General features: G+C 72.8%; 21 protein-coding genes and 2 pseudogenes. 8 read left to right on the top strand and 15 right to left on the bottom strand.

Annotation, left to right across the window (positions count from 1 at the left end):
• Window positions 1-869: 869 nt before the first annotated feature.
• From paaE to ACFXI4_RS31570, 8 genes are all read right to left on the bottom strand, one after another.
• Entirely contained in the window at window positions 870-1,970 is a 1,101-nt protein-coding gene (gene paaE / locus ACFXI4_RS31605) for a 1,2-phenylacetyl-CoA epoxidase subunit PaaE (protein WP_384997434.1), read from the bottom strand.
• A gap of 11 nt (window positions 1,971-1,981) precedes the next feature.
• Entirely contained in the window at window positions 1,982-2,497 is a 516-nt protein-coding gene (gene paaD / locus ACFXI4_RS31600; protein WP_384997328.1) for a 1,2-phenylacetyl-CoA epoxidase subunit PaaD, read from the bottom strand.
• Entirely contained in the window at window positions 2,491-3,321 is an 831-nt protein-coding gene (gene paaC, locus ACFXI4_RS31595) for a 1,2-phenylacetyl-CoA epoxidase subunit PaaC (protein ID WP_384997326.1), read from the bottom strand. The genes paaD and paaC overlap by 7 nt, the downstream gene beginning before the upstream one ends.
• A 9-nt stretch (window positions 3,322-3,330) precedes the next feature.
• Window positions 3,331-3,621: a 1,2-phenylacetyl-CoA epoxidase subunit PaaB gene (gene paaB / locus ACFXI4_RS31590; RefSeq protein WP_362720303.1), complete on the bottom strand. Its 291-nt coding sequence runs from the start codon at window positions 3,619-3,621 to the stop codon at window positions 3,331-3,333.
• On the bottom strand, window positions 3,618-4,589 hold the full coding sequence (gene paaA / locus ACFXI4_RS31585; RefSeq protein ID WP_362720306.1) for a 1,2-phenylacetyl-CoA epoxidase subunit PaaA: 972 nt from the start codon (window positions 4,587-4,589) through the stop codon (window positions 3,618-3,620). Before paaA ends, paaB begins: the two co-directional genes overlap by 4 nt.
• Window positions 4,590-4,709: 120 nt before the next feature.
• On the bottom strand, window positions 4,710-5,561 hold the full coding sequence (locus tag ACFXI4_RS31580; RefSeq protein WP_384997323.1) for a 3-hydroxyacyl-CoA dehydrogenase family protein: 852 nt from the start codon (window positions 5,559-5,561) through the stop codon (window positions 4,710-4,712).
• Window positions 5,558-6,013 (bottom strand): hypothetical protein, encoded by a 456-nt coding sequence (locus ACFXI4_RS31575; RefSeq protein ID WP_384997321.1) that lies wholly within the window; start codon window positions 6,011-6,013, stop codon window positions 5,558-5,560. The genes ACFXI4_RS31580 and ACFXI4_RS31575 overlap by 4 nt, the downstream gene beginning before the upstream one ends.
• The gene (locus tag ACFXI4_RS31570; protein WP_384997319.1) at window positions 6,010-7,230 is read right to left on the bottom strand and encodes a thiolase family protein; all 1,221 of its coding nucleotides are present in this window, start codon (window positions 7,228-7,230) and stop codon (window positions 6,010-6,012) included. Before ACFXI4_RS31570 ends, ACFXI4_RS31575 begins: the two co-directional genes overlap by 4 nt.
• Before the next feature lie 113 nt (window positions 7,231-7,343).
• On the opposite strand from ACFXI4_RS31570, the gene paaI reads away from it, so the two are divergent.
• From paaI to gap, 6 genes and pseudogenes are all read left to right on the top strand, one after another.
• Window positions 7,344-7,766, top strand: a complete 423-nt coding sequence (gene paaI, locus ACFXI4_RS31565) for a hydroxyphenylacetyl-CoA thioesterase PaaI (RefSeq protein WP_384997317.1) — start codon at window positions 7,344-7,346, stop codon at window positions 7,764-7,766.
• Entirely contained in the window at window positions 7,766-9,112 is a 1,347-nt protein-coding gene (paaK, locus tag ACFXI4_RS31560; RefSeq protein ID WP_384997314.1) for a phenylacetate--CoA ligase PaaK, read from the top strand. The genes paaI and paaK overlap by 1 nt, the downstream gene beginning before the upstream one ends.
• 42 nt (window positions 9,113-9,154) lie before the next feature.
• Window positions 9,155-9,637: a GNAT family N-acetyltransferase gene (locus ACFXI4_RS31555; RefSeq protein WP_362728375.1), complete on the top strand. Its 483-nt coding sequence runs from the start codon at window positions 9,155-9,157 to the stop codon at window positions 9,635-9,637.
• Window positions 9,638-9,707: 70 nt separating this feature from the next.
• Window positions 9,708-10,357, top strand: a pseudogene (locus ACFXI4_RS31550) (DUF5701 family protein); the annotation flags it as partial.
• A gap of 140 nt (window positions 10,358-10,497) precedes the next feature.
• Window positions 10,498-11,454 (top strand): GlxA family transcriptional regulator, encoded by a 957-nt coding sequence (locus tag ACFXI4_RS31545; RefSeq protein WP_384997312.1) that lies wholly within the window; start codon window positions 10,498-10,500, stop codon window positions 11,452-11,454.
• A gap of 117 nt (window positions 11,455-11,571) precedes the next feature.
• A complete protein-coding gene (gene gap / locus ACFXI4_RS31540; protein WP_384997310.1) occupies window positions 11,572-12,567 on the top strand; it encodes a type I glyceraldehyde-3-phosphate dehydrogenase in 996 nt (331 codons plus the stop codon).
• Between the two features lie 140 nt (window positions 12,568-12,707).
• On the opposite strand, the gene ACFXI4_RS31535 is transcribed toward gap, so the two are convergent.
• The 3 genes from ACFXI4_RS31535 to ACFXI4_RS31525 all read right to left on the bottom strand — a co-directional run bounded on the left by ACFXI4_RS31535 (window position 12,708) and on the right by ACFXI4_RS31525 (window position 15,424).
• Window positions 12,708-13,250 carry a hypothetical protein gene (locus ACFXI4_RS31535; RefSeq protein WP_384997308.1) on the bottom strand — a complete coding sequence of 181 codons (543 nt, stop codon included), beginning with the start codon at window positions 13,248-13,250 and terminating at the stop codon, window positions 12,708-12,710.
• Between the two features lie 76 nt (window positions 13,251-13,326).
• Complete coding sequence (locus tag ACFXI4_RS31530; RefSeq protein ID WP_384997306.1) at window positions 13,327-13,662, bottom strand: hypothetical protein; 336 nt, start codon at window positions 13,660-13,662, stop codon at window positions 13,327-13,329.
• 220 nt (window positions 13,663-13,882) lie between these two features.
• Complete coding sequence (locus ACFXI4_RS31525; RefSeq protein WP_384997304.1) at window positions 13,883-15,424, bottom strand: hypothetical protein; 1,542 nt, start codon at window positions 15,422-15,424, stop codon at window positions 13,883-13,885.
• Between the two features lie 391 nt (window positions 15,425-15,815).
• Between ACFXI4_RS31525 and ACFXI4_RS31520 the strand changes: the two genes are divergently transcribed.
• The gene (locus ACFXI4_RS31520) at window positions 15,816-17,297 is read left to right on the top strand and encodes a multicopper oxidase family protein (RefSeq protein WP_384997302.1); all 1,482 of its coding nucleotides are present in this window, start codon (window positions 15,816-15,818) and stop codon (window positions 17,295-17,297) included.
• Between the two features lie 21 nt (window positions 17,298-17,318).
• Here ACFXI4_RS31520 and ACFXI4_RS31515 read toward each other — a convergent pair whose 3' ends face one another.
• Window positions 17,319-19,787, bottom strand: coding sequence for a SpoIIE family protein phosphatase (locus ACFXI4_RS31515; RefSeq protein WP_384997300.1), 2,469 nt, complete (start codon window positions 19,785-19,787; stop codon window positions 17,319-17,321).
• A gap of 235 nt (window positions 19,788-20,022) precedes the next feature.
• On the opposite strand from ACFXI4_RS31515, the gene ACFXI4_RS31510 reads away from it, so the two are divergent.
• A complete protein-coding gene (locus ACFXI4_RS31510; RefSeq protein WP_384997298.1) occupies window positions 20,023-22,104 on the top strand; it encodes a SpoIIE family protein phosphatase in 2,082 nt (693 codons plus the stop codon).
• Between the two features lie 25 nt (window positions 22,105-22,129).
• Here the strand turns inward: ACFXI4_RS31510 and ACFXI4_RS31505 are convergent, their stop codons facing one another.
• The 3 genes and pseudogenes from ACFXI4_RS31505 to ACFXI4_RS31495 form a co-directional block, all read right to left on the bottom strand.
• Window positions 22,130-23,788, bottom strand: coding sequence for a hypothetical protein (locus tag ACFXI4_RS31505; RefSeq protein WP_384997296.1), 1,659 nt, complete (start codon window positions 23,786-23,788; stop codon window positions 22,130-22,132).
• Between the two features lie 109 nt (window positions 23,789-23,897).
• Window positions 23,898-24,584 (bottom strand): annotated as a pseudogene (locus tag ACFXI4_RS31500) (polysaccharide deacetylase family protein); the annotation flags it as partial.
• Window positions 24,584-25,252, bottom strand: a complete 669-nt coding sequence (locus ACFXI4_RS31495) for a glycoside hydrolase family 11 protein (RefSeq protein ID WP_384997294.1) — start codon at window positions 25,250-25,252, stop codon at window positions 24,584-24,586. The gene ACFXI4_RS31495 and the pseudogene ACFXI4_RS31500, both read right to left, overlap by 1 nt.
• Between the last annotated feature and the right edge of the window lie 134 nt (window positions 25,253-25,386).

Genomic DNA, 25,386 nt, shown 5'->3' with positions numbered 1-25,386 from the left:
GCCGGGGCGGAGAGCAGCGCGCACGAACGGTCGGGCCGGAACTGGTCGGGCCGGCGAACTCGCGAACGCCGCGCCGAGAGCTGGAGCAGGCAACGTGAACGACCAGCGTGGCAACATCCGGGTGAAGCCGCAAGGGCACGGACACGGGTGCGGTTCTCCCCCACGAACTACGTCAATGGGCGGATTCGGTCCCGGCGGCGGCCCTCTGGCCTGCTTCGCGTGGCCGTGAGGCCGGACACGCCGAGGGGAGAAGCCATGAGCCCGGAATCACGGAACGTCGTCCTCGCCCACGGAGGCTTCGTGTGCACTCCTGCGGCGGTGCCGTGAGCTCCCAGGCGGGCGGTCACCTCAAGGTCGCGGCGCTGGTGCACGTCGCCGCGTTCGCGCCCGGCCAGGGCGTCGGTGAGCACACCCATCCATCGCGGACCCGCCGCCCGACGCCCCGGTGCCGCCCATCCTGCCGCCCGGGGACGGCTTCCTGTTCCCGGACCGGGAGAAGTCCGCGGACTCCTTCGCCGCCGACGTGCCCGCCCAGATGGCGGCGTTCATGGCCCACTCGCAGGTTCCGTGGGGCGTCGACGCCCCCAACGGCGCGGTGTCGGAGCCGGCCTGGCGGCGTAGGACGAGCTGGTACCTGGTCGCCGCCGACGACCGTGTGATCCCGCCCCCGGCGCAGCGGGCGACGTCGGAGCGGGCGGGCTCGACGGTCGCCGGGGTTCCCGGCAGCACGTCCGGGTACGTCTCGTGGCCGGACCCGGTGGCCGGCCCGGTCGAGCGGGCCGCCGCCGGACACTGTCCCCGGAGCGTCCCGCTCGCGGCCGGGACCCGGGCAGCCCGCTCGGCCCGGGCCGCCGGGGGCCGCCACCCTCTCAGCTGTCGTAGTCGACCGTCAGCTTCTCGGAGACCGGATACGTCTGGCAGGTGAGGACGTAGCCGGCCTCCACCTCGGCCGGTTCCAGGGCGTAGTTGCGGCGCATGTCGGCCTCGCCGTCCGTGATCCGTGCCCGGCAGGTGCCGCAGACGCCGCCCTTGCAGGCGAAGGGAAGGTCCGGGCGGATACGGGCGGCCGAGTCGAGGATTGCGGTGCCGCGCGGCAGTCGGGCGGTGGTGGAGCGGCCGTCGAGGGTGACGGTGACCTCGCTGGCCGGGCCCGTCGTCGCCACCTCCTCGTGGCGGACGGGTTCGACCGGCTCGTCGGCGAAGAAGAGCTCCTGGTGGATCCGCCCGTCGGGGACACCCAGTCCGGCCAGCACCCGGCGGGCGTCGAGCACCATGCCGTGCGGGCCGCACAGCCACCAGTGGTCGGCGCCGGGGACGTCGACGAGTCCCGCGACGAGGGCGGCGAGACGGTCGCCGTCGAGGCGGCCGGAGAGCAGTTCGGCTTCGCGGGGCTCGCGGGACAGCACGTGGGCGAGGTGGAAGCGGGTGCGGAACTCGTCCTTGAGGTCGGCCAGTTCGTCCGCGAACATCACGGTGTCGGTGCGCCGGTTGCCGTAGAACAGCGTGACCCGGGAGCGGTCGTCGGCCGCCAGGACGGATTCGGCGATGGACATCATGGGGGTGATGCCGGAGCCCGCGGCGATCAGCACATGGTGGCCGGGCACCGTGAGGTCGGGGGTGAAGGCTCCGGTCGGGGTCATCACCTGGACGGTGTCGCCGGGCCGCACCTCGTGGACCAGCCAGGAGGAGAAGAGCCCGCCGGGCACCTCCCGGACGCCGATGCGGGGCGCTGCACCGGCCGGTGAGCAGATCGAGTAGGAGCGCCGCTCGTCGCGCCCGTCGATCTCACGCCGCAGGGTGAGCGACTGGCCCGGGCCGAAGGCGAACTCCTCCGCCAGGGCGGCGGGGACGTCGAAGGTGACCGCCACGGCGTCCTCGCACAGGCGCTGGACGCCGGCGACGCGCAGGGGATGGAAGGCTGGGCGGCGCCGGCGGACAGTCGTCGCGGGGGCACCGGCGGCCGGTGCCATCAGCTCTGCCATCAGATCTCCTTGACGTACTCGAACGGCTCGCGGCAGGCCAGGCACCGCCACAGCGCCTTGCAGGAGGTGGCCGCGAAGCGCGAGGTCTCCTCGGTGTCGGCCGATCCGCAGCGCGGGCAGGCGACCGTGCGCCGGGTCGGTGACAGGTTCAGCGGGACGGGACCGGCCGGGTGCCGGGGCGCCGTCGTGGGGGGTGCGATGCCGTGCGCGGCGAGCTTGCGTCGCCCCTCGGGGGTGATCCAGTCGCTCGTCCACGGTGGGTCGAGGACCGTACGGATCTCGACGCGGTCGAAGCCGGCCTCGCGCAGACGGGCGGCGACCCCGGCCCGCATCTCGGCCATGGCGGGACACCCCGAGTAGGTGGGCGTGAGACCGGCGACCACCGTGCCGTCGGCCGCGATCGTCACGCTCCGCAGCACCCCGAGGTCGGCCAGGGTGAGCATGGGGAGTTCGGGGTCGGGGACCTGTTCGGCGAGGTGCCGGGCCCGCCGGACGTCGGGCAGGACGGTCACCATGTCGCCTCCGGGTGGGCGCGGGCCACGCTCTGCAGCTCGGCCAGGAGCGGGGCGAGGTGTTCGGTGTGTCCGCCGTGCCGGCCGTGGCCGGGCAGGGGTGCGGTGCGCGGCATGGGCAGTCCGGCCGCGTCCAGGACCTGCCGGAGGTCGGCGAGGACCGCGTCGCGCGTGTCCTCGGCGGCGAACAGTTCCTCCCAGTAGGGGGCCTGTGACTCCAGGGCCGTCAGCATCCGCCTGTGGGACTCTTCCGTGCCGTCGCCCAGGCGTACCACCCATTCGGCGGCGTACTGCCGGTGGTAGGTCAGCTCCTTCACGCCCTTGGCGGCGATCGCCGAGAGCACCGGGTCGGGGGCGGCGGCCAGTTCGGTGAAGTGGGCGAGGCGCCAGCAGGCGAACACCAGCAGCCGCAGCACGGAGAAGGCGAAGTCGCCGTTGGGGAGTTCGGTGAGGCGTACGTTGCGGAAGTCACCGGCGTCGCGGAAGTAGGCGTAGGCGTCCTCGGTGCGGCCGGTGCCGTCCGTCTGGCCGCAGCGCGCGTACAGCAGCCGTGCCTGGCCCAGCAGGTCGAGCCCGATGTTGGCCAGCGCGACCTCCTCCTCCAGCTCGGGGGCCCGGGTGACCCATTCGGCGAGCCGCTGGGCCAGGACCAGGGCGTCGTCGCCGAGTGCCAGGCACAGGGCGGCCAGGGCGGCGGCGTCGGCACCCTCGGGCACGGCGGTGTCGACGCCGTGCAGCGGGTCCTCGAAGCCGGTGCCGAAGGCCCAGCGGGCGTCGCCGTCGTCGTGGCCCTCGGCCAGCGAAAGGTAGACGTGGTCGTCGCTCATCACCGGCTCCTAGATGTGCGGGACATCGTCGGGGATGTCGTAGAAGGTCGGGTGCCGGTAGACCTTGTCGGCGCTGGGGGCGAAGAAGGGGTCCTTCTCGTCCCGGGTGGAGGCGGCGATGTGGTCCGAGCGCACGGCCCAGATGCTGACGCCCTCGTTGCGCCGGGTGTAGAGGTCGCGGGCGTGGGTGAGGGCCATCTCGTCGTCCGCCGCGTGCAGTGAGCCGACGTGGACGTGGTTGAGCCCGCGCTTGCCGCGGACGAACACCTCGTACAGGGGCCAGTTCTCCGAGTCGCTCATGCGACGGTCTCCTTACGTGCCCGGGCCGCCTGCTTGGCGGCGTGCGCGCCGGCGGCCGCACGCACCCAGGCGCCCTCCTCGTGGGCGTCGCGCCTGCGCTGCATCCGCTCCGCGTTGCAGGGGCCGTTGCCGCTGATGACTTCCTTGAGTTCGGAGAAGTCGGGGGTGCCGAAATCGTGGCGGCCCAGCTCCTCGTTCCAGCGCAGTTCGGGGTCGGGCAGGGTCACGCCCAGCCGGGCCGCCTGGGGCACGGTCATGTCGACGAACCGCCGGCGCAGTTCGTCGTTGCTGTGCCGCTTGATCTTCCAGGCCATCGACTGCGCGGAGTTGGGCGAGTCGTCGTCGGGCGGTCCGAACATCATCAGGGACGGCCACCACCAGCGGTTCACCGCGTCCTGCACCATCTCCCGCTGGGCGTCGGTGCCGCGCATCATCGTCATCAGCAGTTCGTAGCCCTGCCGTTGGTGGAAGGACTCCTCCTTGCAGATCCGCACCATCGCGCGGGCGTAGGGCCCGTACGAGCTGCGGCACAGGGGGACCTGGTTGCAGATGGCCGCGCCGTCCACGAACCAGCCGATGACCCCGACGTCCGCGAAGCTCGGCGTGGGGTAGTTGAAGATCGACGAGTACTTCTGGCGGCCTTCGAGGAGTCGCTGGGTGAGGTCCGCCCGGTCGACGCCCAGGGTCTCGGCGGCCGAGTAGAGGTACAGGCCGTGGCCGGCCTCGTCCTGGACCTTGGCGAACAGGATCGCCTTGCGGCGCAGCGAGGGCGCCCTGGTGATCCACTCGCCTTCCGGCTGCATGCCGATGATCTCCGAGTGCGCGTGCTGGGCGATCTGCCGGACCAGGGTCCTGCGGTAGCCCTCCGGCATCCAGTCGCGCGGTTCGATGCGCTGGTCACGCGAGATCGTCGTCTCGAAAAGGGACTCCAGGTCGTGCTCGGCGTCCCTTCCGGCCGCTTCAGTCATCTCCACCCACTCCCTACCGACCATTCGTTCGGTTCATCATAAGGTATGCCCTCCCGGATCTGGCAAGAGCCGCACCGGTACCCGGCAATCGGAAGCCGCCCGCGCACGGCCACCCGAAGGTCACCAGCTGTAGAAGCCCTGGCCCGTCTTCTGTCCGAGTTCGCCGCGGACCACCTTCTCGCGCAGCAGCCGCGGCGGTGCGAAGCGGTCACCGAGGGTGGCGTGCAGGTGCTCGGCGATGGCGAGCCGGACGTCCAGCCCGACCAGATCGGTCAGCCGCAGCGGCCCCATGGGGTGCCTGTAGCCGAGCCGCATCGCGTCGTCGATGGCCTCGGGCGCGGCGACGCCCTCCTCGACCATGCGGATCGCCTCCAGCCCCAGGGCCAGGCCGAGCCTGCTGCTGGCGAAGCCGGGCGAGTCCTTGACGACGACGTCCTGCTTGCCGAGCGCCCTGGTCCACTCCAGCGCGGCCCGCACGGTGCGCTCGGCGGTGTCGGGGGCGATCACGATCTCGACCAGCGCGGAAGCCGGCACCGGGTTGAAGAAGTGCATCCCGAGGAACCGGTCCGGGCGCCTGAGGACGGCGGCGAGGCCGGTGACCGACAGCGAGCTGGTGTTGGTGGCCAGCACGGCGGTGTCACCCACGGCCTCCTCCGCGGCCCGCAGCAGACGGGCCTTGAGCGCCGCGTCCTCGGGTACGGCCTCCACGACCAGTTCGGCCCCCGTCGGCAGGGCGTCCACCGCGGGCACGACGCTCACCCGGCCGGCCACCCGCTCCGCGGGCTCGTTCAGGTGACCGCGCTCCTCGGCCCGCAGCAGGCTGCCGCCGATCCGCTCCAGCGCCGCGGCGGCGGCCTCCGCTCCGCTCTCCACCACGGTCACGGTGGAACCGGCGGTGGCGAAGGACTGGGCGATCCCCGCGCCCATCCGGCCGCCGCCGATGACGGCGACGGTGCCGGGTGCCGATGTCATGCGTGGCTCCTCTTCTCCGGGTTCTCCGGGCGACGTGTCCCGCGGTCCGGGTTCTCCGGGTTCTCCGGGCGACGTGTCCCGCGGTCCAAGTTCTCCGGGCGACGTGTCCCGCGGTCCGGGTTCTCCGGGTTCTCCGGGCGACGTGTCCCGCGGTCCGGGTTCGCCGCGTTCTCGTACCGCGCGGCCCGCGCCGGGCCGTCGTCGACCGGACGCGGCCCCGGCGGGTCCACGACCGGTATCGCCGGGCGTGGGGCCGTGACCGGGGACCGTGCCACGCGGTCGGGCAGGGCGCGGGCACCGGCCGGCGGTTCCCCGGCGGGGACGACGTCGATGACCGGGCCCGCGGCGGGCGCGGCCCGGGCGCCGCGGGGCACGGGGCGGTACGGGGCGACGCCGACCGGGTCGGCCGGCTCCCGCACCGGCGGCGTGCCCCGCGACCGGGGAGTGGTCACACCCGCTCCACCAGCAGTGCGACACCCTGGCCGACTCCCACGCAGAGCGTGGCCAGGCCGCGGCGGCCGTTCTCACGTTCGAGACGGCCGAGGAGGGTGAGCAGGATGCGGGCGCCGGAGCAGCCGAGCGGATGCCCGAGGGCGATGGCGCCGCCGTCGGCGTTGACCCTGTCCTCGTCGAGCTTGAGACGGCGGGTGACGGCCAGGGCCTGTACGGCGAAGGCCTCGTTGAGTTCCACCGCGTCCAGGTCGCCGATCCCCCAGCCGGCCCGGGCCAGCGCCTTCTCGGCGGCGGGGACCGGGCCCAGACCCATGAGGTTGGGCTGCACCCCGGCGGAGGCCGAGGCGACGATCCGGGCCCTCGGGGTGAGGCCGTGGCGCCGCACCGCCTCGGCACCCGCGACCACGAGGGCCGCGGCACCGTCGGACAGCGGGGAGGAGGAGCCCGCGGTGACGACGCCGTCCGCACGGAAGACGGTCCGCAGGGAGCCCAGTTTCTCCAGCGTGGTGCCGGGGCGTGGGCCCTCGTCCCGGGTCACCTCGCCGTCAAGCACGGGGACCGGGACGATCTCGCGGTCGAAGCGGCCGGCCTCCTGGGCGGCCACGGCCCGCCGATGGCTGCGCAGGGCGAAGGCGTCGGACTCCGCGCGGGTGATGCCGTCCAGGGCCGCGACTTCCTCGGCGGTCTCGCCCATGGACAGCGTGACCTTGACCGCCTCGGGTCCGGCGTCCGCCGGGACGGCGCGGTCGGCGTCGGTGAAGCGCGGGTTGGTGAACCGCCAGCCCAGGGCCGTGTCGTACACCTGGCCCGGCTTGGCCCACGGGGTGCCGGGCTTCTCCGTCACCCAGGGCGCCCTGGTCATGGACTCCACTCCCCCGGCGACCACGAGGCCGGCCTCACCGGCGCGGATCGCCTGGGCCGCCGAGGCCACGGCCGTCAGACCCGAGGCGCACAGGCGGTTGACGGTGTAGCCGGGCACGGTGTGCGGCAGGCCGGCCAGCAGCACCGCCATCCGGGCCACGTCCCGGTTGTCCTCGCCCGCCTGGTTGGCGGCCCCGAGGACGACCTCGTCCACGGCCTCGCCGGGCACCGCGGCGCGCCGGACGGCCTCGCCGACGACGAGTGCCGCGAGGTCGTCGGGGCGTACCGCGGCCAGGGCGCCGCCGTAGCGGCCCTGCGGGGTGCGGGCCCCGTCGATCAGGTAGACGTCCGGCATCGGGCGGCCTCCTCGGCTGCGGTGGGGACCTCTTGACATGGGGAGGGCTTGCTGGATTACTTGACCACACCGCACGCTAACCGAATGTTCGGTCGGTCCACAAGGTGGTGGAAATGACGACCCGGGTACCGGATACGACGCCTGGCCCCGTCGAGACGATGTTCGCCGCGGACGAGGCGTCACGAGGGCTCGGCATCGAGCTGGTCGAGCACGGTGAGGGGACCGCCGTGCTGCGGATGACCGTGACCTCCGCCCAGGTCAACGGGCATCGGATCGCCCACGGCGGCTTTCTCTTCCTCCTCGCGGACACGGCGTTCGCCTGTGCCTGCAACAGTCACGGTCCCGTGACCGTCGCCGCCGGCGCCGACATCGACTTCGTCGCGCCCGCCTACGAGGGCGACGTGCTGGTGGCCACGGCACGCGAGCGCGTCCGGTTCGGCCGCAGCGGTGTCTACGACGTGAGCGTGGTGCGCGGAGACGATGTGATCGCGGAGTTCCGCGGCCGCAGCCTCCGCACGCAGATTGAGGAGCCGTGATGAGCAGTGAAGTGATCGCGCCCGGGCCACGGGCCACCCGCCGGGGGGAGCCGCTTCCCGAAGCGCTCCTGGACGACGCCGAGCGGATGTCCCGCGAGGAGCTGACGGCACTCCAGCTCACCCGGCTGCGCGCGACACTGCGGCACGCGTACGGCAACGTGGAGCTGTACCGCAAGAAGTTCGACGCGGCCGGCGTGCGGCCCGAGGACTGCCGTACCCTCGCGGACCTCGCCCGTTTCCCCTTCACGACCAAGGCGGACCTGCGCGACACCTACCCCTTCGGGATGTTCGCCGTCCCGATGTCCGAAGTGCGCCGCGTACACGCCTCCAGCGGCACCACCGGCCGCCCGACCGTGGTCGGCTACACCGACAACGACCTGTCCATGTGGGCGGACGTCGTCGCCCGCTCCATCCGTGCCGCCGGCGGCCGGCCCGGGCACAAGGTGCACATCTCCTACGGCTACGGCCTGTTCACCGGCGGTCTGGGCGCCCACTACGGCGCGGAACGCGCCGGCTGCACGGTCATCCCCGCCTCCGGCGGCATGACCGCGCGTCAGGTGCAGATCATCCAGGACTTCCGCCCCGAGATCATCATGGTCACGCCCTCCTACATGCTGACCCTGCTCGACGAGTTCGAGCGTCAGGGCGTCGATCCCCGTTCCACCTCCCTCCAGGTCGGCATCTTCGGCGCCGAGCCCTGGACCGAGGAGATGCGCCGCGAGATCGAGGAGCGCCTGGACATCCACGCGGTCGACATATACGGGCTGTCCGAGGTCATCGGCCCCGGTGTCGCGCAGGAGTGCGTGGACACCAAGGACGGACTGCACGTCTGGGAGGACCACTTCCTCCCCGAGGTGGTGGACCCGCTGACCGACGAGGTCATGGCCGAGGGCGACAGCGGTGAGCTGGTCTTCACCTCGCTCACGAAGGAGGCGCTGCCCATCGTCCGTTACCGCACCCGGGACCTGACGCGGCTGCTGCCCGGCACCGCCCGTCCCGGCCTGCGCCGCATCGAGAAGATCACCGGCCGCTGCGACGACATGATCATCCTGCGCGGGGTCAACGTCTTCCCCAGCCAGGTGGAGGAGATCGTGCTGCGTACGCCCGGCGTGGCTCCGCACTTCCAGATCCAGCTCAGCCGGCGGGGCCGGATGGACCACATGACGGTCCGTGTGGAGGCCCGGCCCGACGCCGGTCCCGCCGACCGTGAGGCCGCCGCGAGGACGATCGCGCAGGGCATCAAGGACGGTGTCGGGGTGACGGTGGAGGTGGCCGTCGTCGACCCGGAGACCCTGGAGCGTTCGCTCGGCAAACTGCGCCGGGTCAAGGACCTGCGCGAGGCGTAATGCGCTGGCGGCCGGACGGATGGGGTGCCTACTGTCCTCGGCATGCCCGAGCTGCAGCTGCTCCGTCCGGACCACGCCCCGGCGGTCCTCGCCTTCGAGAAGGAGAACCGCGCCTACTTCGCGGCCACCATCCCCGACCGCGGTGACGAGTACTTCGCCCGCTTCGAGGAGCGGCACCGTGCCCTGCTGGCCGAACAGGACGCCGGGGTCTGCTACTTCCATGTGGTGGTCGGCGACGCGGGCGAGGTGCTGGGGCGGGTCAACCTGGTGGACGTCGCGGACGGCGGCGCCGACCTCGGTTACCGGATCGCGGAGCGGGCCGCGGGCCGGGGGCTGGCCACCTCGGCCGTGCGGGAGATCTGCGCTCTCGCCGCCACCGGATACGGACTGACCTTCCTGCGGGCCGCGGCCAGGCTCGACAACCAGGCGTCCCGAGCCGTACTGGCCCGGGCCGGCTTCACCGTCACCGGGGAGACCCGGCTGTCGGGCCATCCCGGTCTGACGTATCTGCGGCATCTGCCGTGACGCGCGGGGACGTTCCGGTGCGCCGCCCCGTTGGTCCGACGCCGGTTTCGTCCCCGACCCCCGGAGCATCGTGCCCGAATCCGCGTCCGTCGCCTCCACCGTCCTCCCCGTGCTCCCGTCCCTCGCCGCACAGGCCGACCGGCTCGTCGCGGCGGGGGTGCACGAGATCGCCGGGCTGTCCGCGGCCGAGGTCCGTGCCGCCGCGACCCCTGCCGGGCAGGGTGCCCTGCTCGCCGTACACCCGGAGCTCGCCCCCGCCTCCGCGCTCGCGCCGCTGCTGCGGCTCGGCGGCAGGCCGGGGTTCGTGGTCGGCGACATGACCGACGTCGACCTCTTCGCCCCGCTCGGCACGATCACCCTGCCGGACGCCCCGCTCCACGTCCTCGCGGGTCCCGACCGGGGCGGCCGGACGGCGCACCGGAGCCCGGACGATGCGCTGCCCGCGCGGACCGCCGAGGGCCGCACCCCGATGCCGCTCGGCGAGGGCATCCACTGGGTGCTGCAACAGCCTGACGTCCTGGAGCGCAATCACTGCTTCATGACCATCGGTTCACGGCCGCGCAAGCCGGGCGGCGCCCTGGACTCCCGCACTCCCGCCATCTGGATCAGCAACGGCACCGGACGGGACGGCCGGGAGCGGCGCAACGCGCCGAAGGTGGGCTGGTGTCGGGCCGGCAACCGCACACCTGGCTGGGGTTCACCTCGGCGGCGGGCCGCCAGGACGGACAGGCCGCGGCGCGGAGACCTCGCCGAGTCCGGGCGCCAGGGCGCAGGAAGCCGCCGGTGAGCGGCGGACCGCCGGGGGGTGTTGTCGTCCTCGGTCGTGGCCGGCCAGGTGAGCCACTCGTACCCTGTCCGACGTGTCTCCCACCCGTCTGCACCGTGTCGCCGTCCTGGTCCTGGAGGGCGCGAAGCCCCTCGACGTCGGTATCCCCGCGCAGGTGTTCACGACCCGCGCGAGCATGCCCTACCAAGTGCGGGTGTGCGGGGCGGCGCCCGGTCTGGTCACCGGCGGCGACGGGCTGTCGTACCACGTCGCGCACGGTCTCGACGCCCTGGAGTGGGCGGAGATCGTGTTCGTGCCCGGCTACCGGTTCCCGGACCGTAACGACCCGCCGCGGGCGGTCGTCGACGCGTTGCTCGCGGCACACCGGCGCGGTGCGCGGGTGGCCGCCATCTCGACGGGGGCCTTCGCGCTCGCCGCGACCGGGCTGCTCGACGGCCGGCGTGCCACGACGCACTGGCACTACACCCGCTCGCTCGCCGAGAAGCACCCGCTGGTCCGGGTCGACGAGAACGTGCTCTTCGTCGACGAGGGCAGCGTGCTGACGTCGGCCGGTGCCGCCTCGGGCATCGACCTGTGCCTGCACATCCTGCGCGGCGACCTCGGCGTGGCCGCGTCCAACCACGCGGCCCGGCGACTGGTCGCGGCCCCCTACCGCAGCGGCGGCCAGGCGCAGTACGTGCCGCGCAGCGTGCCCGAGCCGCTCGGCGAGCGGTTCGCCGCGACCCGCGAGTGGGCACTGCACCGGCTGGCGGAGCCGCTCACCCTGGACGCACTCGCCCGGCACGCCGGGGTCTCGGCGCGCACGTTCTCGCGGCGCTTCGTGGCGGACACCGGGTACACCCCGATGCAGTGGGTGATGCGCGCCCGGATCGACCTGGCCCGGGAACTGCTGGAGCGCTCGGAGCGGAGCGTGGAGCAGATCGCCGGCGACGCCGGTCTCGGCACCGGGGCGAATCTGCGGCTGCACTTCCAGCGCATTCTCGGTACGACCCCGAGCGACTACCGGCGCACCTTCACCAAGGGCGAGTAGCGTCCGACCCGCCACGAGTCCCTGGCGGGATCCTTGTGAACCGTGGCGTTGTCGCCGCTGTCGGGTCCGGCCGCGGCCCGCGAACCTGGTGGCGTAACGAAGGAAGGGACGCCTCTCATGACTCGTATCGCCATCAACGGATTCGGCCGCATCGGACGCAACGTGCTGCGTGCCCTGCTGGAGCGGAAAAGCGACCTGGAGATCGTTGCCGTCAACGACCTCACGGAGCCGACCGCTCTCGCACGGCTGCTGGCCTTCGACTCGACGGCAGGGCGTCTGGGGCGCCCGGTGTCCGTGGACGGGGACGTCCTCGTCGTGGACGGCCGTCGTATCAAGGTGCTCGCCGAGCGGGAACCGGCGCAGCTGCCGTGGGCGGAGCTCGGCGTGGACATCGTGCTGGAGTCGACCGGCCGCTTCACGTCGGCCAAGGCGGCTCGCGCCCACCTCGACGCCGGCGCCCGCAAGGTCCTGGTCAGCGCGCCCTCGGACGGTGCGGACGTCACACTCGCGTACGGCGTGAACACCGACGCCTACGACCCGGACACGCACACGGTCGTCTCCAACGCCTCGTGCACGACCAACGCGCTCGCGCCGCTGGCCGCCGTCCTGGACGAACTCGCCGGTATCGAGCACGGGTTCATGACCACGGTGCACGCCTACACGCAGGAGCAGAACCTGCAGGACGGTCCGCACCGCGACCCCCGTCGGGCCCGTGCCGCCGGTGTCAACATCGTGCCGACCACGACCGGGGCCGCCAAGGCGATCGGCCTGGTGCTGCCGAACCTCGACGGCCGGCTGTCCGGTGACTCGATCCGGGTGCCGGTGCCGGTGGGCTCGATCGTCGAGCTCAACACGACGGTCGCCCGTGACGTGACGCGCGACGACGTGCTGGCGGCGTACCGTTCCGCCGCGCAGGGACCGCTCGCCGGCGTCCTGGAGTACTCGGACGACCCGCTGGTCTCCTCGGACATCACGGGCAACCCGGCGTCGGCGATCTTCGACTCGGCCCTCACCCGCGTCGACGGCCGCCATGTCAAGGTGGTCGCCTGGTACGACAACGAGTGGGGTTTCTCGAACCGGGTGATCGACACCCTCGAACTGCTGGCACGCTAGCGGGCCCGGCGAAGCGGCCGGCGGGCCGGTCCGTGACGGACGGCCGGCCGGCCGCTTCGCGGTCGACGTCAGCTCGCGGCCCGGCGGGATGTGCCGTCGCCTCCGCCACGGCCTGCGCGGCGCGGTCCGGGCGGATGCCATCAGGGTGACGGCGACGACGGCGGCCACCAGTATGCCGATCCCGCCGACCAGGGCGCGGGTGTGCAGGGCGTCGGTGAAGCTCGCCCCGTAGGCGGCCTGGGCCCGTCCGGTGCTCTCGGGCGTGTCCAGGTGCAAGCGGTGCCTCCGAGCCGGTGCGGCAGGGCGTTCATGGCGATGGTGGTGATCAGCGCCATCGCGAGCGTGATGCCGATGCCGAGCACCGCGATGACCAGCGCGGCCTCACCGGTGCCGGTGTCGGCCTGGAAGACGTTCATGACGAGGGCGCCGACCCCGCCGATCACCAGACCGGTGACCAGGAGCAGGCCGGGCGTGACCCGGTTCATCAGCCGTCCCGCCGGCGGGCCGAGCACCACCGTGAAGCCGTTGATGGCGATGAGGCGGATGCCGATGTCCGGCGTCGAGGCGTGGTGCACGAGCCCGAAGTACTCGCTCAGCGCGAAGACCAGGCCGACCTGGGCGAACAGGGTGACGGCCATGACGAGCGCCGCCCCCGAGAACGCCGGCGACGTGAACAGGCCCATGTCCGGCGTCGGGCAGGGGAACGGAGTTCGACGGACACGAAGCCGACCGCGCCGCCGGCGGCCACCACGAAGGCGATCACGGCCCGGGCCGACGACCAGCCGTCGCTGCCGCCCTCACGCCGTCGACCACCGGGCCGAGGGTGAGTCCCGGACCCAGGGCGGCCGTACAGGTCACCCACCATGCCGCAGTCGGCAGCAGTGCCGCGGTCGGCGGGATGAGCGCGTCGGTGATCCGCTCGAGCCCGGCGGTGGAGGCGTCGAGCGCCTGTTGCGTGACCGGAAGCACGACGGAGACACCGACGGCCGGTTGGTAGGAGACGAACACTCCCGGACAGGCCGGCAGGACGGTGGCCGTGATGTGCCGGGTGCCCGTGTCGGGCGGCGCGGACGGGGACGAGGCGGGAGAGGACATGGCCACAGGGCACTTCGAAGCAGTGGAGTGACAGGGCGACGTGCGGGGGCGGCCACCGGTGGCCCGTCGGCTCCCGACCGACTGGCGCACCGCGGCCCTACCGCCGGTCCGACAGCGCGGACCCGGTCAGGTCGATCCCGTCGGCCGCCCGCGCCCTTGGACCTGCAACCTGAGGTGAACGCCGCTGACACCTGCCCCGCCGCGCGCCGCGGCCGCCCGCCTAGTAGGTCGACCCCAGCGACTGCGTCGTGTACGCGCACTCCGTGTAGAGGTAGCCGTAGCGCAGTTTGGCGGTGTCGGAGCCGGGGGTGGCCGTGCTGTCGTTCTTCGGCCTGTGCACGAAGTACGTGGTGCCCGGCGGAAGGCTGATGGTGTGCTGCGGGTAGTGCTTGCCGCTGTCGCCGCACGGCTCCCAGCCGGGGAGCAGCGAGCTGGCGAACGAGTACGCCTCGCAGCTTCCGCACGGCCCGAGGGTGAAGCTGCCGGTGACCGGGCCGGTGTAGAGGACGGTGATCTCGTCGGGGCTGTCGTTCCTGACGGTCACCGAGATGCCGCCGCCGGATGCCGTGGTGGGCAGCTTCTTGCCGGCGGCGGGAAGGGTCTGGGCGACCTCGGCTCCGATGGCGATCTTGCGCGCACGGTCGCGGTTCTTGTCGTGCGGGCTGTCGGTGACGAACTGCCGCATGGTCTCCTGCGCCTTGGCGAAGTCGCCGTCCTCGTACTGCCTGACGCCGCAGGCATACTCCCCCGAGTCACCGCTGTGGTCGGCCCGGCCGGCGACCTTGACCAGGCCGTCGGCCTGGACGGCGGAACCGTTCGACAGCTGGACGATCTGGGTGTTCAGCGTGCGCAGCCGCTCGACGGCACCGCAGGGATCCTTCCCCGCGACGGCCTTCGCCGCCGTCTTCTCGGCCGCGTCGACGGCGGGGACGACCTTGGCGGCCTGATCGGAGTCGGGGAAGGTGTCCAGGAGGTAGCCGAACTGCGGGACCCAGTCGCCGCCGGCGCCGGTGAGGCCGTCGGCTCCGCACTCGTACAGCGAGGTGGCCAGCCGGTCGTCGGGCCAGTGCGTGAGCGTGCCGAGCTGGTCCCTGGGCATGGAGTTGGGCACCGTCCGCAGGTACTTCAGCGGTTCGACGGCCGTGCAGTAGTCCCGGTGGCCGTAGGCCGCCGCGACCGTCGTGTAGTACGTCCTCATACGGTCGGGGACCTGGGCGGCGGCCCGGGAGCCGGAGTGGTGGACCGCGAGGTCGCGGTAGACGGCCAGGGCGTCCCGGTAGTCGGACCTGGCGGTGGCGAAGTCCTTCTGCCCGGCCGCGTCGACGCGTTTGTCGGCGCCGTCGAGACGGTCGAGGAGCGCGCGTTCGACGGCTTCCTTCCGGGCGCTGTCGTACCAGAGGGCGCCGCCCACCGGGACGGCGAGGAGCACGACGCCGAGCACGAGAGCGACGGGTCGCCGCCCCGGCCACGACAGCCGGGTGCGCAGGCCGACGAACGCTCCGTGGACGGCCGCGAGCAGCAGGACCACGGCGTAGACGACCAGCCCGGATCCGGGCACGCCGTCGGCGTCCGCGGGCAGCGCGACGAGCAGCAGCACGGCGGTCGCCGCCAGGGATCCGGCGAGCAGGAGCCATCGCCGGAGCAGGAGATAGCCGAGGCCGAGCCCGGTCAGGTTGAGCAGGGCCACGGCCGCGGCGCGCAGGCCGTCCGGCGGCGCGGGCGGCGGGCTCGACGGCATCGGCGGCACGAGCGGACCCGGCATCAAAAAGCCGTGGCCGGAAGGCGCCTGACGAGGCGGCCCCTGACGCGGCGGCTCCTGGTTCGGCGGCCCCTCAAACGGGCCGTACGCGTCTCCGGACATGGCGGCTCCCCCAATTGCTGCCGAATCCTTCGCAATTGACAGCGTACGGCCAAACGTGCGCATTCGACAGGGCCCGGGACAGGCGTCCCGTCCCCGGACGGCCGCCCGGCCGCCATCCGTGTGAAAGCCCTGGCGGCTCCGGTGGTTGCCGCCGCTTCGTGAGCGTGGCACGTCGAGCGAGGGGGTGGCTCCCTCTTACATTCCGGCTGGCGGACCGTCGGCCGGACCGTCGTGACGTCGACCCTCCGGGCGTGGAACCGCCGCCCGGTCGCCCGGCTTCCCTGGGAGAGATGTGACCCCGTCCCGCATCCGTGCCACGCTGACCTGGCCGATCGCCGGCCTGCTCCTCACCACCGGCTGGCTGGCCGGCTGCGGGGACCGGACCGCGACGGGAGACTCCCCCTCCGCCCGACGGCCCGCGCCGCACGCCGGCCACCCCACCGCGGACGGTCCGCGGCTGCAGGACCCGCCGGAGCTGGTCAGCCGCGACGGCGTCCTGAAGGCCACCGTCGTGGTGGAGCGCCGCAAGGTGCGAGTCGGTGACCGTCGCCTGTACGCCACCGTCTACAACGGCGCGTTCATGCCCCCCACCCTGCGCGTGCGGCCCGGCGACCGCATCGACCTGACCCTGGCCAACCGCACCGCCGACGACACCAACGTGCACACGCACGGCCTGCACGTCTCGCCGCGCTCCCCCTCGGACGACGTCTTCGTCGCCATCAGGTACAACCAGTCGTACCACTACTCGTACCGGCTGCCGTTCAACCATCCGACCGGCACGTTCTGGTACCACTCGCACGCGGACATGACGTCCGCGCCGCAGGTCGCCGGCGGCGAGTCGGGGGTCATCGTCGTCGAGGGCCTCCGGCAGCACCTGCCCCCGGCCCTGCGCGGCATCACCGAGCACACGATCGCGCTCAAGGACTTCCAGGTCGCGGGCGACGCGGTCAGGACGCACCCGCTCAGCATCGGGGCGCCCACGAACCGGACCGTCAACGGCCAGCAGAACCCGGTGATCGGCATCCGGCCGGGCGAGACCCAGCTCTGGCGGCTCGCCAACATCGGGGCCAACATCTACTACAAGCTCCATCTCCCCGGCTCCCGCTTCCGGGTGATCGCCCAGGACGGCATCCCCGTCCGCACGGCGTACGACCAGGACTCCCTGGTGATCGCGGCCGGGGCCCGCTTCGACGTCCTCGTCCAGGGCGGCAGGCCCGGCACGGCAGCGCTGGAGACCCTCGCGTACGACACCGGCCCGGCCGGGAACAAGTTCCCCCGGACCGACCTCGCCACCGTCGTCACCGGCGGCACGCCCGTACGCCGTGCCGCCCTCCCCACCGGCATCGCCCCGCACGAGGACCTGAGCCACGCGACGATCACGGCCCGCAAGACCGTCGTCTTCACGGAGAACAAGGCGGGCACGGAGTTCTACATCAACGGCCGTAAGTACGACCCGCACCGGGTCGACTTCACCGGCACGCTCGACACGGTCGACGAGTGGACCGTCCGCAACGACACGGACGAGACCCACTCCTTCCACATCCACACCAACGGCTTCCAGCTGATGAGCGTCGACGGCAAGCCGCAGGACCCCGCCCACGCCTGGTACGACACCATCGACGTGCCGGTGCGCGGCAAGGCGGTCATCCGCATCCGCTACTCCGACTTCACCGGAAGGACCGTGCTGCACTGCCACATCCTCAACCACGAGGACATGGGCATGATGGCGGTCCTGGAACTCGTCGCGCCCGGCGAGGACCCGTCCGGCAAGTGACCAGCGGCACGGGCCGACCTCCTAGCCCGGCGGGATCTCCTGCTCGGCCCAGATGATCTTGCCTTCGCCGGTGTAGCGGGCCCCCCAGCGGTGGGCCAGCTGGGCCACCAGGAAGAGGCCGCGGCCCCCCTCGTCCATGCTGCGGGCGTGCCGCAGGCGAGGGGCGGTGCTGCTGGCGTCGGCGACCTCGCAGGTCAGCCAGGAGTCCCGCAGGAGCTTCAGCCGGATGGGCGGCTCGGCGTAGCGGATGGCGTTGGTGACCAGTTCGCTGACGATGAGTTCGGTGGTCACCGCCAGCTCGTCGAAGCCCCACGCCACCACCTGGCGGGCCGCCCGGGCCCGGATGTCGGCGACGGCGGCCGGGTCCACGGGCACCTCCCAGCCGGCGACGTGGTCGGGGCCCAGGGCGTGGGTGCGGGTCAGGAGCAGGGCGATGTCGTCGGGCTGGGGACCGGGGACCAACTGCTGCACGGTGGCCGTGCACAGGGTGGCGAGGTCGGCGTCCGGGGCGGCCAGCGCCGCGCGGAGCCTGGCCATGCCGCGTTCGACGTCCTGGTCCGCGCCTTCGATGAGGCCGTCGGTGTAGAGGCCGAGGAGGCTGTTCTCGGCGAGTTCGATCTCGGTGGCCTCGAAGGCCATGCCGCCGAGTCCGAGCGGCGGTCCGGCGGGCATCTCGGCGAACCAGGCCCGCCCGTCGGGTGCCACGACGACCGGCGGCGGGTGTCCGGCCCGGGCCATGACGCACCGCCGGGTCACCGGATCGTAGACGGCGTACAGACAGGTCGCTCCGACGAAGGTGGCCGTGTTGCCCTGGGAGGCCGTGCTCCCGCTCTCCTCCTCCCCCAGCCGCAGCACCAGGTCGTCGAGGTGGGCGAGGAGTTCGTCGGGGGGCAGCTCCATGTCGGCGAGGGTCTGGACGGCGGTGCGCAGCCGGCCCATGCTCGCCGCCGCGGCGAGACCGTGGCCGACCACGTCGCCGACGACCAGGCCGACCCGGGCGCCGGACAGCGGGATGACGTCGAACCAGTCACCGCCGACGCCGTCCGTCGCGTCGGCCGGCAGGTAGGAGGACGCCACCTCCAGGGCCGTACCGCCCGTCAGGGCCTGGGGCAGCAGGCTGCGCTGGAGGGTGACGGCCGCCGTGTGCTCCCGCGTGTAGCGGCGGGCGTTGTCCACGCAGACGGCGGCGCGCGCGACCAGTTCCTCGGCGAGCAGGACGTCGTCGGGCTGGAAGGAGACCGGGTTGAGCGAGCGGGCGAACGTGGTGAGGCCCAGGGCGTTCCGGCGGGCCCGCATCGGCACCGAGATGAGGGAGTGCAGTCCGAACTCCCTCATGGTCGCCACCCGTTCGGGCTGCTCGGCGGACCACTGGGGGTCGTCCGGGTCGAGCTCCGGGATGAGGACCGGGTCGCCGGTGACGAGCAGGTCGATGCCGTGCCCCGGAGGCAGGAACTCCACCGGGTCGCCCACGCGTGCCACCACCTCCGGGCTGCCCTCGCGGACGGTCCGCAGCGCGGCCCGGCGCATCAGCGGCCCGTCGGGTGCCGGGCCGGTGTCGCTCAGCCAGGTGCCGTGGCCCTCGGCGCTCAGGACCGGCTCCAGGAGGTCGACGACGACGAAGTCGGCCAGGCGGGGGACGGCGAAGTCGACGAGTTCCTGCGCGGTGCGCAGCACGTCGAGGGTGGTCCCGATCCTGGTGGCGGCCTCGTTGACCATCGACAGCCGCTGGCGGGCGTTCCACCGCTCGGTGACGTCGGCGACCATGTAGCAGACGCCGGTCACCGAGTCGTCGGCGTCGACGAGCGGGAAGAACGAGGTCGAGTAGGCGCGCTGGCGGTGCGGATCGGCCCAGCTCCAGCCGAGGTACTCGTAGTCGGTGACCGGCTGCCGGGTGGCGAGCACCTTGCGCATCAGGCCCTCGATGGCGGTCGCCTCCAGCCCGGGGAGCAGTTCGCTCAGCCGCCGGCCCAGGCGCTGCTCCCGGGGTACTCCGCCGAAGCGTTCCAGGGTGTCGTTGAGCCACACGTAGCGCAGCTCCGGTCCCATCACCGCCATGCCGATCGGCGAGCGGGTCAGGAACCCGTCGAGGACGGACTGCTCCATCGTCCACTGCGGCCGTCGTTCACGGGCGGACAGGAGGAAGCACTCATGTCCGTCGAAGTCGAAGGCGGCGGAGACCCGCAGGTCCACGTCGAGGGTGTGGCCGTCGCGGTGCCGTACCGGGATGAGTCCGCTCCATCCCATGCCGGAACGGCAGCGCTCGGCGACGCCGGCGGCCCGCGCCGGGTCGGCGCGCATGGCGAGCAGCGGGGCGGCGGAACGGCCGACCACCTCGGCGGCCGGATGCCCGAGCAGGTCCTGGGCGCCCCGGGTCCAGGCGAGCACGACACCCCCGGACGACAGCACCGCCGCCGCGTCGCTGGAGGCGTCGAGGAGGTCGCGCCGGCCCGTGGCGGGCGGCGCGTCGAATTCTTCTCGCGGAAAATCCATTGGCTACATCCTCTACGTACCCCAATGTTCCTGCTTGTCCACCGGATGCGCACAGCCCGCCGGCGGAGTCCGGTCGGCACCTTCGTGCCCGCGCGGGCACCGGACGGCTCCCGCTCCGGGGAACCTCGCGCGGACGGGGTACTCGGCCCGGGTCGGCACGCGCGGGCGGCCCGGGGCAGCATGGAAGTGCCGTGGCAGCGCTGTCGGCCCGCCGGCCGGTGGAGGTGGTGGAGGCATGGCTGTGGGATTCCTGCGGTCCGGTGGCCCGGACCCCAGCGGGGAGGAGTACGGCCCCGGCACAACGCGTCCGACCGGTCTGCTCGACGTGCTGAGCGTGGCCGCGGTGGCGCTGGACTCGCAGGGCCGGATCGTGTTCTGGACCCCGCAGGCCGAGGAGCTCTTCGGCTACACGGCCGAGGAGGCCCTGCGGCAGAACGCTGCGCGACTGCTCATGCACCCGGAGCATCTGAAGGCCGCGGTGAACATGTTCATGGAGGTGCTGGAGACCGGCACCAGCTGGGCCGGCGCCTTCCCCGTCCGGCGCAAGGACGGGGGCAGCCGGCTGATGGAGTTCCGCACCATGCGGCTGCTGGACGATCTCGGCGACGTGTACGCGCTGGGCATCGTGGCCGACCACTCCCTGCTCCAGCGGGTGGAGACCGACCTGGCGCTGTGCGAGCGGCTGATCAACCAGTCCCCGATCGGGCTCGCCCTCCTCGACCCGGACCTGCGCTATCTGCTGGTGAACCCGGCGCTGGAGCGGATCGACGGCGTCCCCGCCGGGGAGCACATCGGCCGCCCGCTGCGGGAGACCCTGGCGCTGCCCGACATCGACAGCGTCGAATCGGCCCTGCGCCAGGTGCTCACCACCGGCACCCCGCTCCTCGACCAGTACCACGTCGGCCGTCCGCCCACCGATCCCGACCACGAGCACGCCTGGTCGCTGTCGTTCTACCGGCTGGAGGATCCCGGCGGCCGCGTCCTGGGCGCGGCGACCTCGGTCGTCGACGTCACCGAGCGGCACCGGGCGGCCGCCGAGGCCGACCGGGCCCGGCGACGGCTCGCCCTGATCGCGGACGCCTCGGCCCGGGTGGGCACCTCGCTGGAGGTGGAGCGCACGGCGCACGAGCTGGCGGAGATCGCGACGCCGGTCCTCGCGGACGTGGTCGCCGTCGACGTGCTGGACTCGGCGCTGGCCCTGCGACGCTCCCGCCGGCCGGAGAACGGTCCGGAGCTGTTCCGTGCGCTGGCCCTGAAGGCGGATCACCCCACGGTGGCGCTGCGGGCCGCGGACCCGCCGGGCGACCTCACGTCCTACGAGGGCGACCGGCTGGTCACGCTGTGTGTGCACACCGGGCGGCCGGTGCTGGTCCCGAAGGTCGGCACCAAGGACCTCCCGCGTATCGCGCGCAACGCCGAGGCGGGCGAACTGCTGGCCCAGGCCGGCGTGCACTCCTACCTCGCGGTGCCGCTGATCGCGCACGGGGAGGTGCTCGGGGCCCTGGACCTCAAGCGCACCCGCAATCCGGTGCCCTTCGACGAGGACGACGTCGTGCTCGCCACCGAGCTGGCCGGGCGGGCCGCCGTGGCCATCGACAACGCCCGCTGGTTCCAGAGCGTCCGCAACACCGCCCTCACCCTGCAGCGCAGCCTGCTCCCGGACCACCCGCCGCACCACACGGGCCTCGAACTGGCCTCCCGGTACCAGCCCGCCCAGGCGACCAGCGAGGTGGGCGGCGACTGGTACGACGTGATCCCGCTGTCGCAGGACCGGACCGCGCTGGTCGTCGGCGACGTCATGGGCAACGGCATCGACGCGGCCGCCACCATGGGCCGGCTGCGTACCGCCACCTGTGCCTACGCGGACCTGGAACTGCCGCCGGCCTCGGTGCTCCAGCACCTGGACAAGATCACCTGCGACCTGGAGCACTACATCGTCACGTGTCTGTACGCGGTGTACGACCCGCACCTGCGGACCTGCGAGATCGCCAACGCGGGCCACATGCCGCCCGCGTTCGTGCACTCCGGGCGGCCACCGGACCTGCTGAGGCTGCCGCCGGGCGCGCCGCTCGGCGTGGGCGGCATCCCCTTCGAGACCAGCACCGTCGACCTCGCCGCGGGCGACCTCCTCGTCCTGTACACCGACGGGCTCGTCGAGACCCGACGCCACTCGATCGACGACCGCCTCGGCGTCCTGCTCGGTTTCCTGGACGAACCGCACCGCCCGCTGGAGGAGACCTGCGACCTGCTCCTGCACGGCCTGCGCCACCCAGACGACCACGACGACGTGGCCCTGCTGGTCGCGCGGACCCTCTGAGGGGGCACGGACGGCCCGGGGCCCGCTACGGCGCGCAGCAGTCCGTACGGCAGAAGCAGGACGCGCTGATCGGTACGTCCGCCGTCGCCGCGGCCAGCTTCAGCTGCTGGGCCACGATCCGTGCCTCGCCGTCCTTGCCGAGCCGGCGCAGGCACTCGTGGTAGCCGTGCAGGGCCCAGACGTTGCCCGGGTGCTGCAACGGCCGGGGCAGGGTGTCGTCCAGGCCGAGGTCGGCCCGGTAGACGGCCTCGGCCTCCGCCACCCGGCCGCGTTCCAGGAGCAGTGCGCCGTGGGCGTGCCGGGCGGGCTGCATCCAGCCCCAGGGCTCGTCGTAGGGGAGGTTGTCGTCCAGGTCGGTCGACCGGCGCAGTTCGGCGAAGGCGGTGTCGAAGTCCCCCTTGCGGTAGGCGAGTTCGCCGTCGAGCATGGCGCCGGCGATGGCCAGGATGTCGGTGCAGGTGTTGTTGAACAGCATGCGGGTCGCCGGTACGGCGGCGGCCGCCTCCCGGAAGCGGGCGCGGTCCGCCTCGGCCTCGGCGGTCCGGCCGGTGGCGGAGTGGGCGACCCCGCGCGCGTAGTGCAGCATCGCGGTGGTCACGCAGTACAGCCGGGGGTCGGCGGGCAGCGGCAGACGCAGGATGTCGTCCCAGCGGCCGAACCGGATCAGGACGTGCACCCGCATCGCCAGGAAGCCCTCCAGCCAGTCGGCCATCGGCGGGCTCGTCACCCGCAGCAGTTCTTCCGGTACGGCGGCTTCGAGCCGTTCGGCCGTGGTGAGGGCGTCCTGGAGGCGGCCCAGGAACATCGCGCCGTAGATCCGGAAGTGGAGGTTGTGGCAGCGGTAGAGGGTGTAGAAGTTCATCGCGCCCGCGCGGGCGTGGTACTTCTCGTCGGCGGCGACGGCCGCGGCGTTGTCGGAGAGCACGCGCCGGTAGTCGCCGCAGAGGACTTCCAGGTGCGAGGGCATGTGCTGGAGGTGCCCTGCGTCGGGGACGAGGCCGCGCAGCAGGCCGGCGACGGGCAGGGCGGCCTCGGGCGTCGGTGACATCTCCATCAGGTGGATGTAGAGGTGCAGCAGGCCGGGGTGGCGGGTGCCCGCCTCGGTGCCGAGGGCGCGCTCCAGCACGGCCCTGGCCTCCGCGGTGCGGGCGGCCTCGGCCGGCCGGCCGCTGCGGATGTCCCAGAGCTGCCAGGGGGTGAGGTTCATCAGCGCGTCGGCGTACAGGGTGGCGACGTCGAGGTCGTCGGGCGCCTGTTCGTACACCTGGCGCATGCTGTCGGCGTAGGCGGTGTTCCACACCGAGCACGCTTCCGTGTCCGGGGCCGCGGCCTGCGGGTAGCGGGCGCGCAGCGCCTCGACGAGGGCGCGCTCCACGGGGGTCGCGTGGGCGGCCTTGGCGTGGGCGCGCTCCACGGCGGCGTGCGTGCGCTCCACCGTGTGCGCCAGGTCCTCCTGGTCGAAGAACTCCCAGGGCTTGTTGTAGTTGGGGCCGAGGGCGTAGGCGACGCCCCAGTCGGCCATGGCGCATCCGGGATCCGCCGCGCCGGCGGCCTCGAAACAGCGGACGGCCTCCTCGTGGTGGAAGGCGTAGGTCCAGATGAGCCCCCGGTCGAACCACGTCTGCGCCTCGGGGGACGACGTCGTCACGGGCCTGCGGTGACTGCCCAGGTCGTAGTAGTCCACGCCGACGAACCTACTGGCGGGGCCCGCGCGGAGGGTCCCCGTTCATCCGAACTCGTGATGGTGGCGCGGCGGTTGACTCACCGCCGCGCCACTCGTGCCGCTGTTCTCAGGGAGCGGCCGCGCGGCCGGTCTGCGGGGAGATGCGTCCGGAGCACAGACCCTTGGCCGCCAGGGTCTGTGCGATGCGCGGGATCGCGTTGAGCGTGTTGGCCGGCCATTCGTGCATGAGGATGATCTGGCCGCCGGTGAGCCGGGAGACGGCCTGCACGATCGCGTCGGTGCTCGCGCCGTTCCAGTCCTGCGAGTCGACGTCCCAGATGATCTCGGTCAGCCCGTACTTGGCCTCGACCGTGCGCACGGTCGCGTCGGTCTCGCCGTACGGCGGCCGGAAGAGCACCGGAGTACCGCCACCGGCGGCGGCGACGGCCGTCTGGGTGCGGGAGATCTCCGAGTCGGTCTGCGCCTGGCTCTGCTGGGTCAGGTGCGGGTGGGTGTAGCTGTGGTTGCCGACCCACATGCCCGCGTTCACCTCGGCCCTCACCTGGGCCGGGTAGGCGGCCGCGTACTGGCCCTCGTTGAAGAGGGTGGCCCGCAGCCCGTTCGCCCGGAGGGCACTGAGCAGTCCCGGGGTGTGGGCGGCGGACGGGCCGTCGTCGAAGGTGAGGCCGACGTAGCCGGCACAGGCCGCGGAGCGGGCCGGGCCGGCGCCGACGGTGAGCGTGCCCGCGGCGGCCAGCGCGAGGGCCGCGGCGAGCACCGGCAGGGGGCGTGCCGAACGCGGCGGTACGGTACCCATCAGGCCACCGTGATCGTGGAGCTGCCGCTGCTCTGGTACCCCTCGGTCGCGAGGATCTGGTAGTAGCCGAAGCCGCCGAGGGGCATCCCGGCCCTGGCCCAGGCGTCGAAGTGGTTGCCGGTGGTGATGGTCCCGCCGGTGCGCTTCGACTGGCGCACGCTCCAGTACTGGTTGAAGGTCTTGGTTCCCTCGACGGACGGCGCGTTGTACCGCGTCGTCAGGTAGACGTCGTAGGTGCCGCCGTCGCTGGAGACGCTGCCCTTGTACGTGCCGGTGGGCCGGTAGGTGCCCCAGTTGTCGACGATGTAGTACTCGACGAGCGGGTTGGACGTCCAGCCGTAGAGGGACAGGTAGCCGTTGCCGGACGGACTGAAACTGCCCGAGTAGGTCACGTTGCGGCGGGCGCCGGTGCTCCAGCCCTTGCCGCAGACGAAGTTGCCGGTGTTGCGCCAGCTGGTGCTGTAGTTGCCGCCCGAGCCCAGGGTCATGGAGACGGTGCCCTGCGCGTCGGTCCAGAAGGAGTAGTAGTACCCGTTGTCCGTGCCGGTCTGGTTCGTGGTGACGACGGTGGCGGCGCGGGCGGTGCCGGGCAGCGCCAGGGCTGCGCCGGCGCCCAGCAGCAGGGCGCCGGCGCTCCGGCGGCTCAGTGCGCGGTCGAGCGGGTTCATGCGGTGCCTCCTTGTTCTTGTTCGGCCGTTGCGGGTCCGGCTTGGTGGAGTGTTGGTCTGTGCATGCCATCTGTCAACAGTTTCGGTAATTCTTTCGAAAGCTTCGCTGAGCCTTTTCGGCTATCTCGGCACGT

This window comes from Streptomyces sp. NPDC059224 (assembly GCF_042754285.1).
GTDB lineage: Bacteria > Actinomycetota > Actinomycetes > Streptomycetales > Streptomycetaceae > Streptomyces.
This window is presented reverse-complemented; position numbering and strand designations above follow the sequence as displayed.

Excerpts from the sequence above, each read along its gene's own strand:
- ACFXI4_RS31555 (WP_362728375.1), top strand. The coding sequence starts at position 9,155 with ATGCCCGAGCTGCAGCTGCTCCGTCCGGACCACGCCCCGGCGGTCCTC.
- ACFXI4_RS31495 (WP_384997294.1), bottom strand. The coding sequence starts at position 25,252 with ATGAACCCGCTCGACCGCGCACTGAGCCGCCGGAGCGCCGGCGCCCTG.
- ACFXI4_RS31535 (WP_384997308.1), bottom strand. The coding sequence starts at position 13,250 with ATGGGCCTGTTCACGTCGCCGGCGTTCTCGGGGGCGGCGCTCGTCATG.
- paaK (WP_384997314.1), top strand. The coding sequence starts at position 7,766 with ATGAGCAGTGAAGTGATCGCGCCCGGGCCACGGGCCACCCGCCGGGGG.
- ACFXI4_RS31580 (WP_384997323.1), bottom strand. The coding sequence starts at position 5,561 with ATGACATCGGCACCCGGCACCGTCGCCGTCATCGGCGGCGGCCGGATG.
- ACFXI4_RS31530 (WP_384997306.1), bottom strand. The coding sequence starts at position 13,662 with ATGTCCTCTCCCGCCTCGTCCCCGTCCGCGCCGCCCGACACGGGCACC.
- paaC (WP_384997326.1), bottom strand. The coding sequence starts at position 3,321 with ATGAGCGACGACCACGTCTACCTTTCGCTGGCCGAGGGCCACGACGAC.
- paaD (WP_384997328.1), bottom strand. The coding sequence starts at position 2,497 with ATGGTGACCGTCCTGCCCGACGTCCGGCGGGCCCGGCACCTCGCCGAA.
- paaE (WP_384997434.1), bottom strand. The coding sequence starts at position 1,970 with ATGGCACCGGCCGCCGGTGCCCCCGCGACGACTGTCCGCCGGCGCCGC.
- ACFXI4_RS31570 (WP_384997319.1), bottom strand. The coding sequence starts at position 7,230 with ATGCCGGACGTCTACCTGATCGACGGGGCCCGCACCCCGCAGGGCCGC.
- ACFXI4_RS31510 (WP_384997298.1), top strand. The coding sequence starts at position 20,023 with ATGGCTGTGGGATTCCTGCGGTCCGGTGGCCCGGACCCCAGCGGGGAG.
- paaA (WP_362720306.1), bottom strand. The coding sequence starts at position 4,589 with ATGACTGAAGCGGCCGGAAGGGACGCCGAGCACGACCTGGAGTCCCTT.
- gap (WP_384997310.1), top strand. The coding sequence starts at position 11,572 with ATGACTCGTATCGCCATCAACGGATTCGGCCGCATCGGACGCAACGTG.
- ACFXI4_RS31525 (WP_384997304.1), bottom strand. The coding sequence starts at position 15,424 with ATGCCGGGTCCGCTCGTGCCGCCGATGCCGTCGAGCCCGCCGCCCGCG.
- paaI (WP_384997317.1), top strand. The coding sequence starts at position 7,344 with ATGACGACCCGGGTACCGGATACGACGCCTGGCCCCGTCGAGACGATG.
- paaB (WP_362720303.1), bottom strand. The coding sequence starts at position 3,621 with ATGAGCGACTCGGAGAACTGGCCCCTGTACGAGGTGTTCGTCCGCGGC.
- ACFXI4_RS31515 (WP_384997300.1), bottom strand. The coding sequence starts at position 19,787 with ATGGATTTTCCGCGAGAAGAATTCGACGCGCCGCCCGCCACGGGCCGG.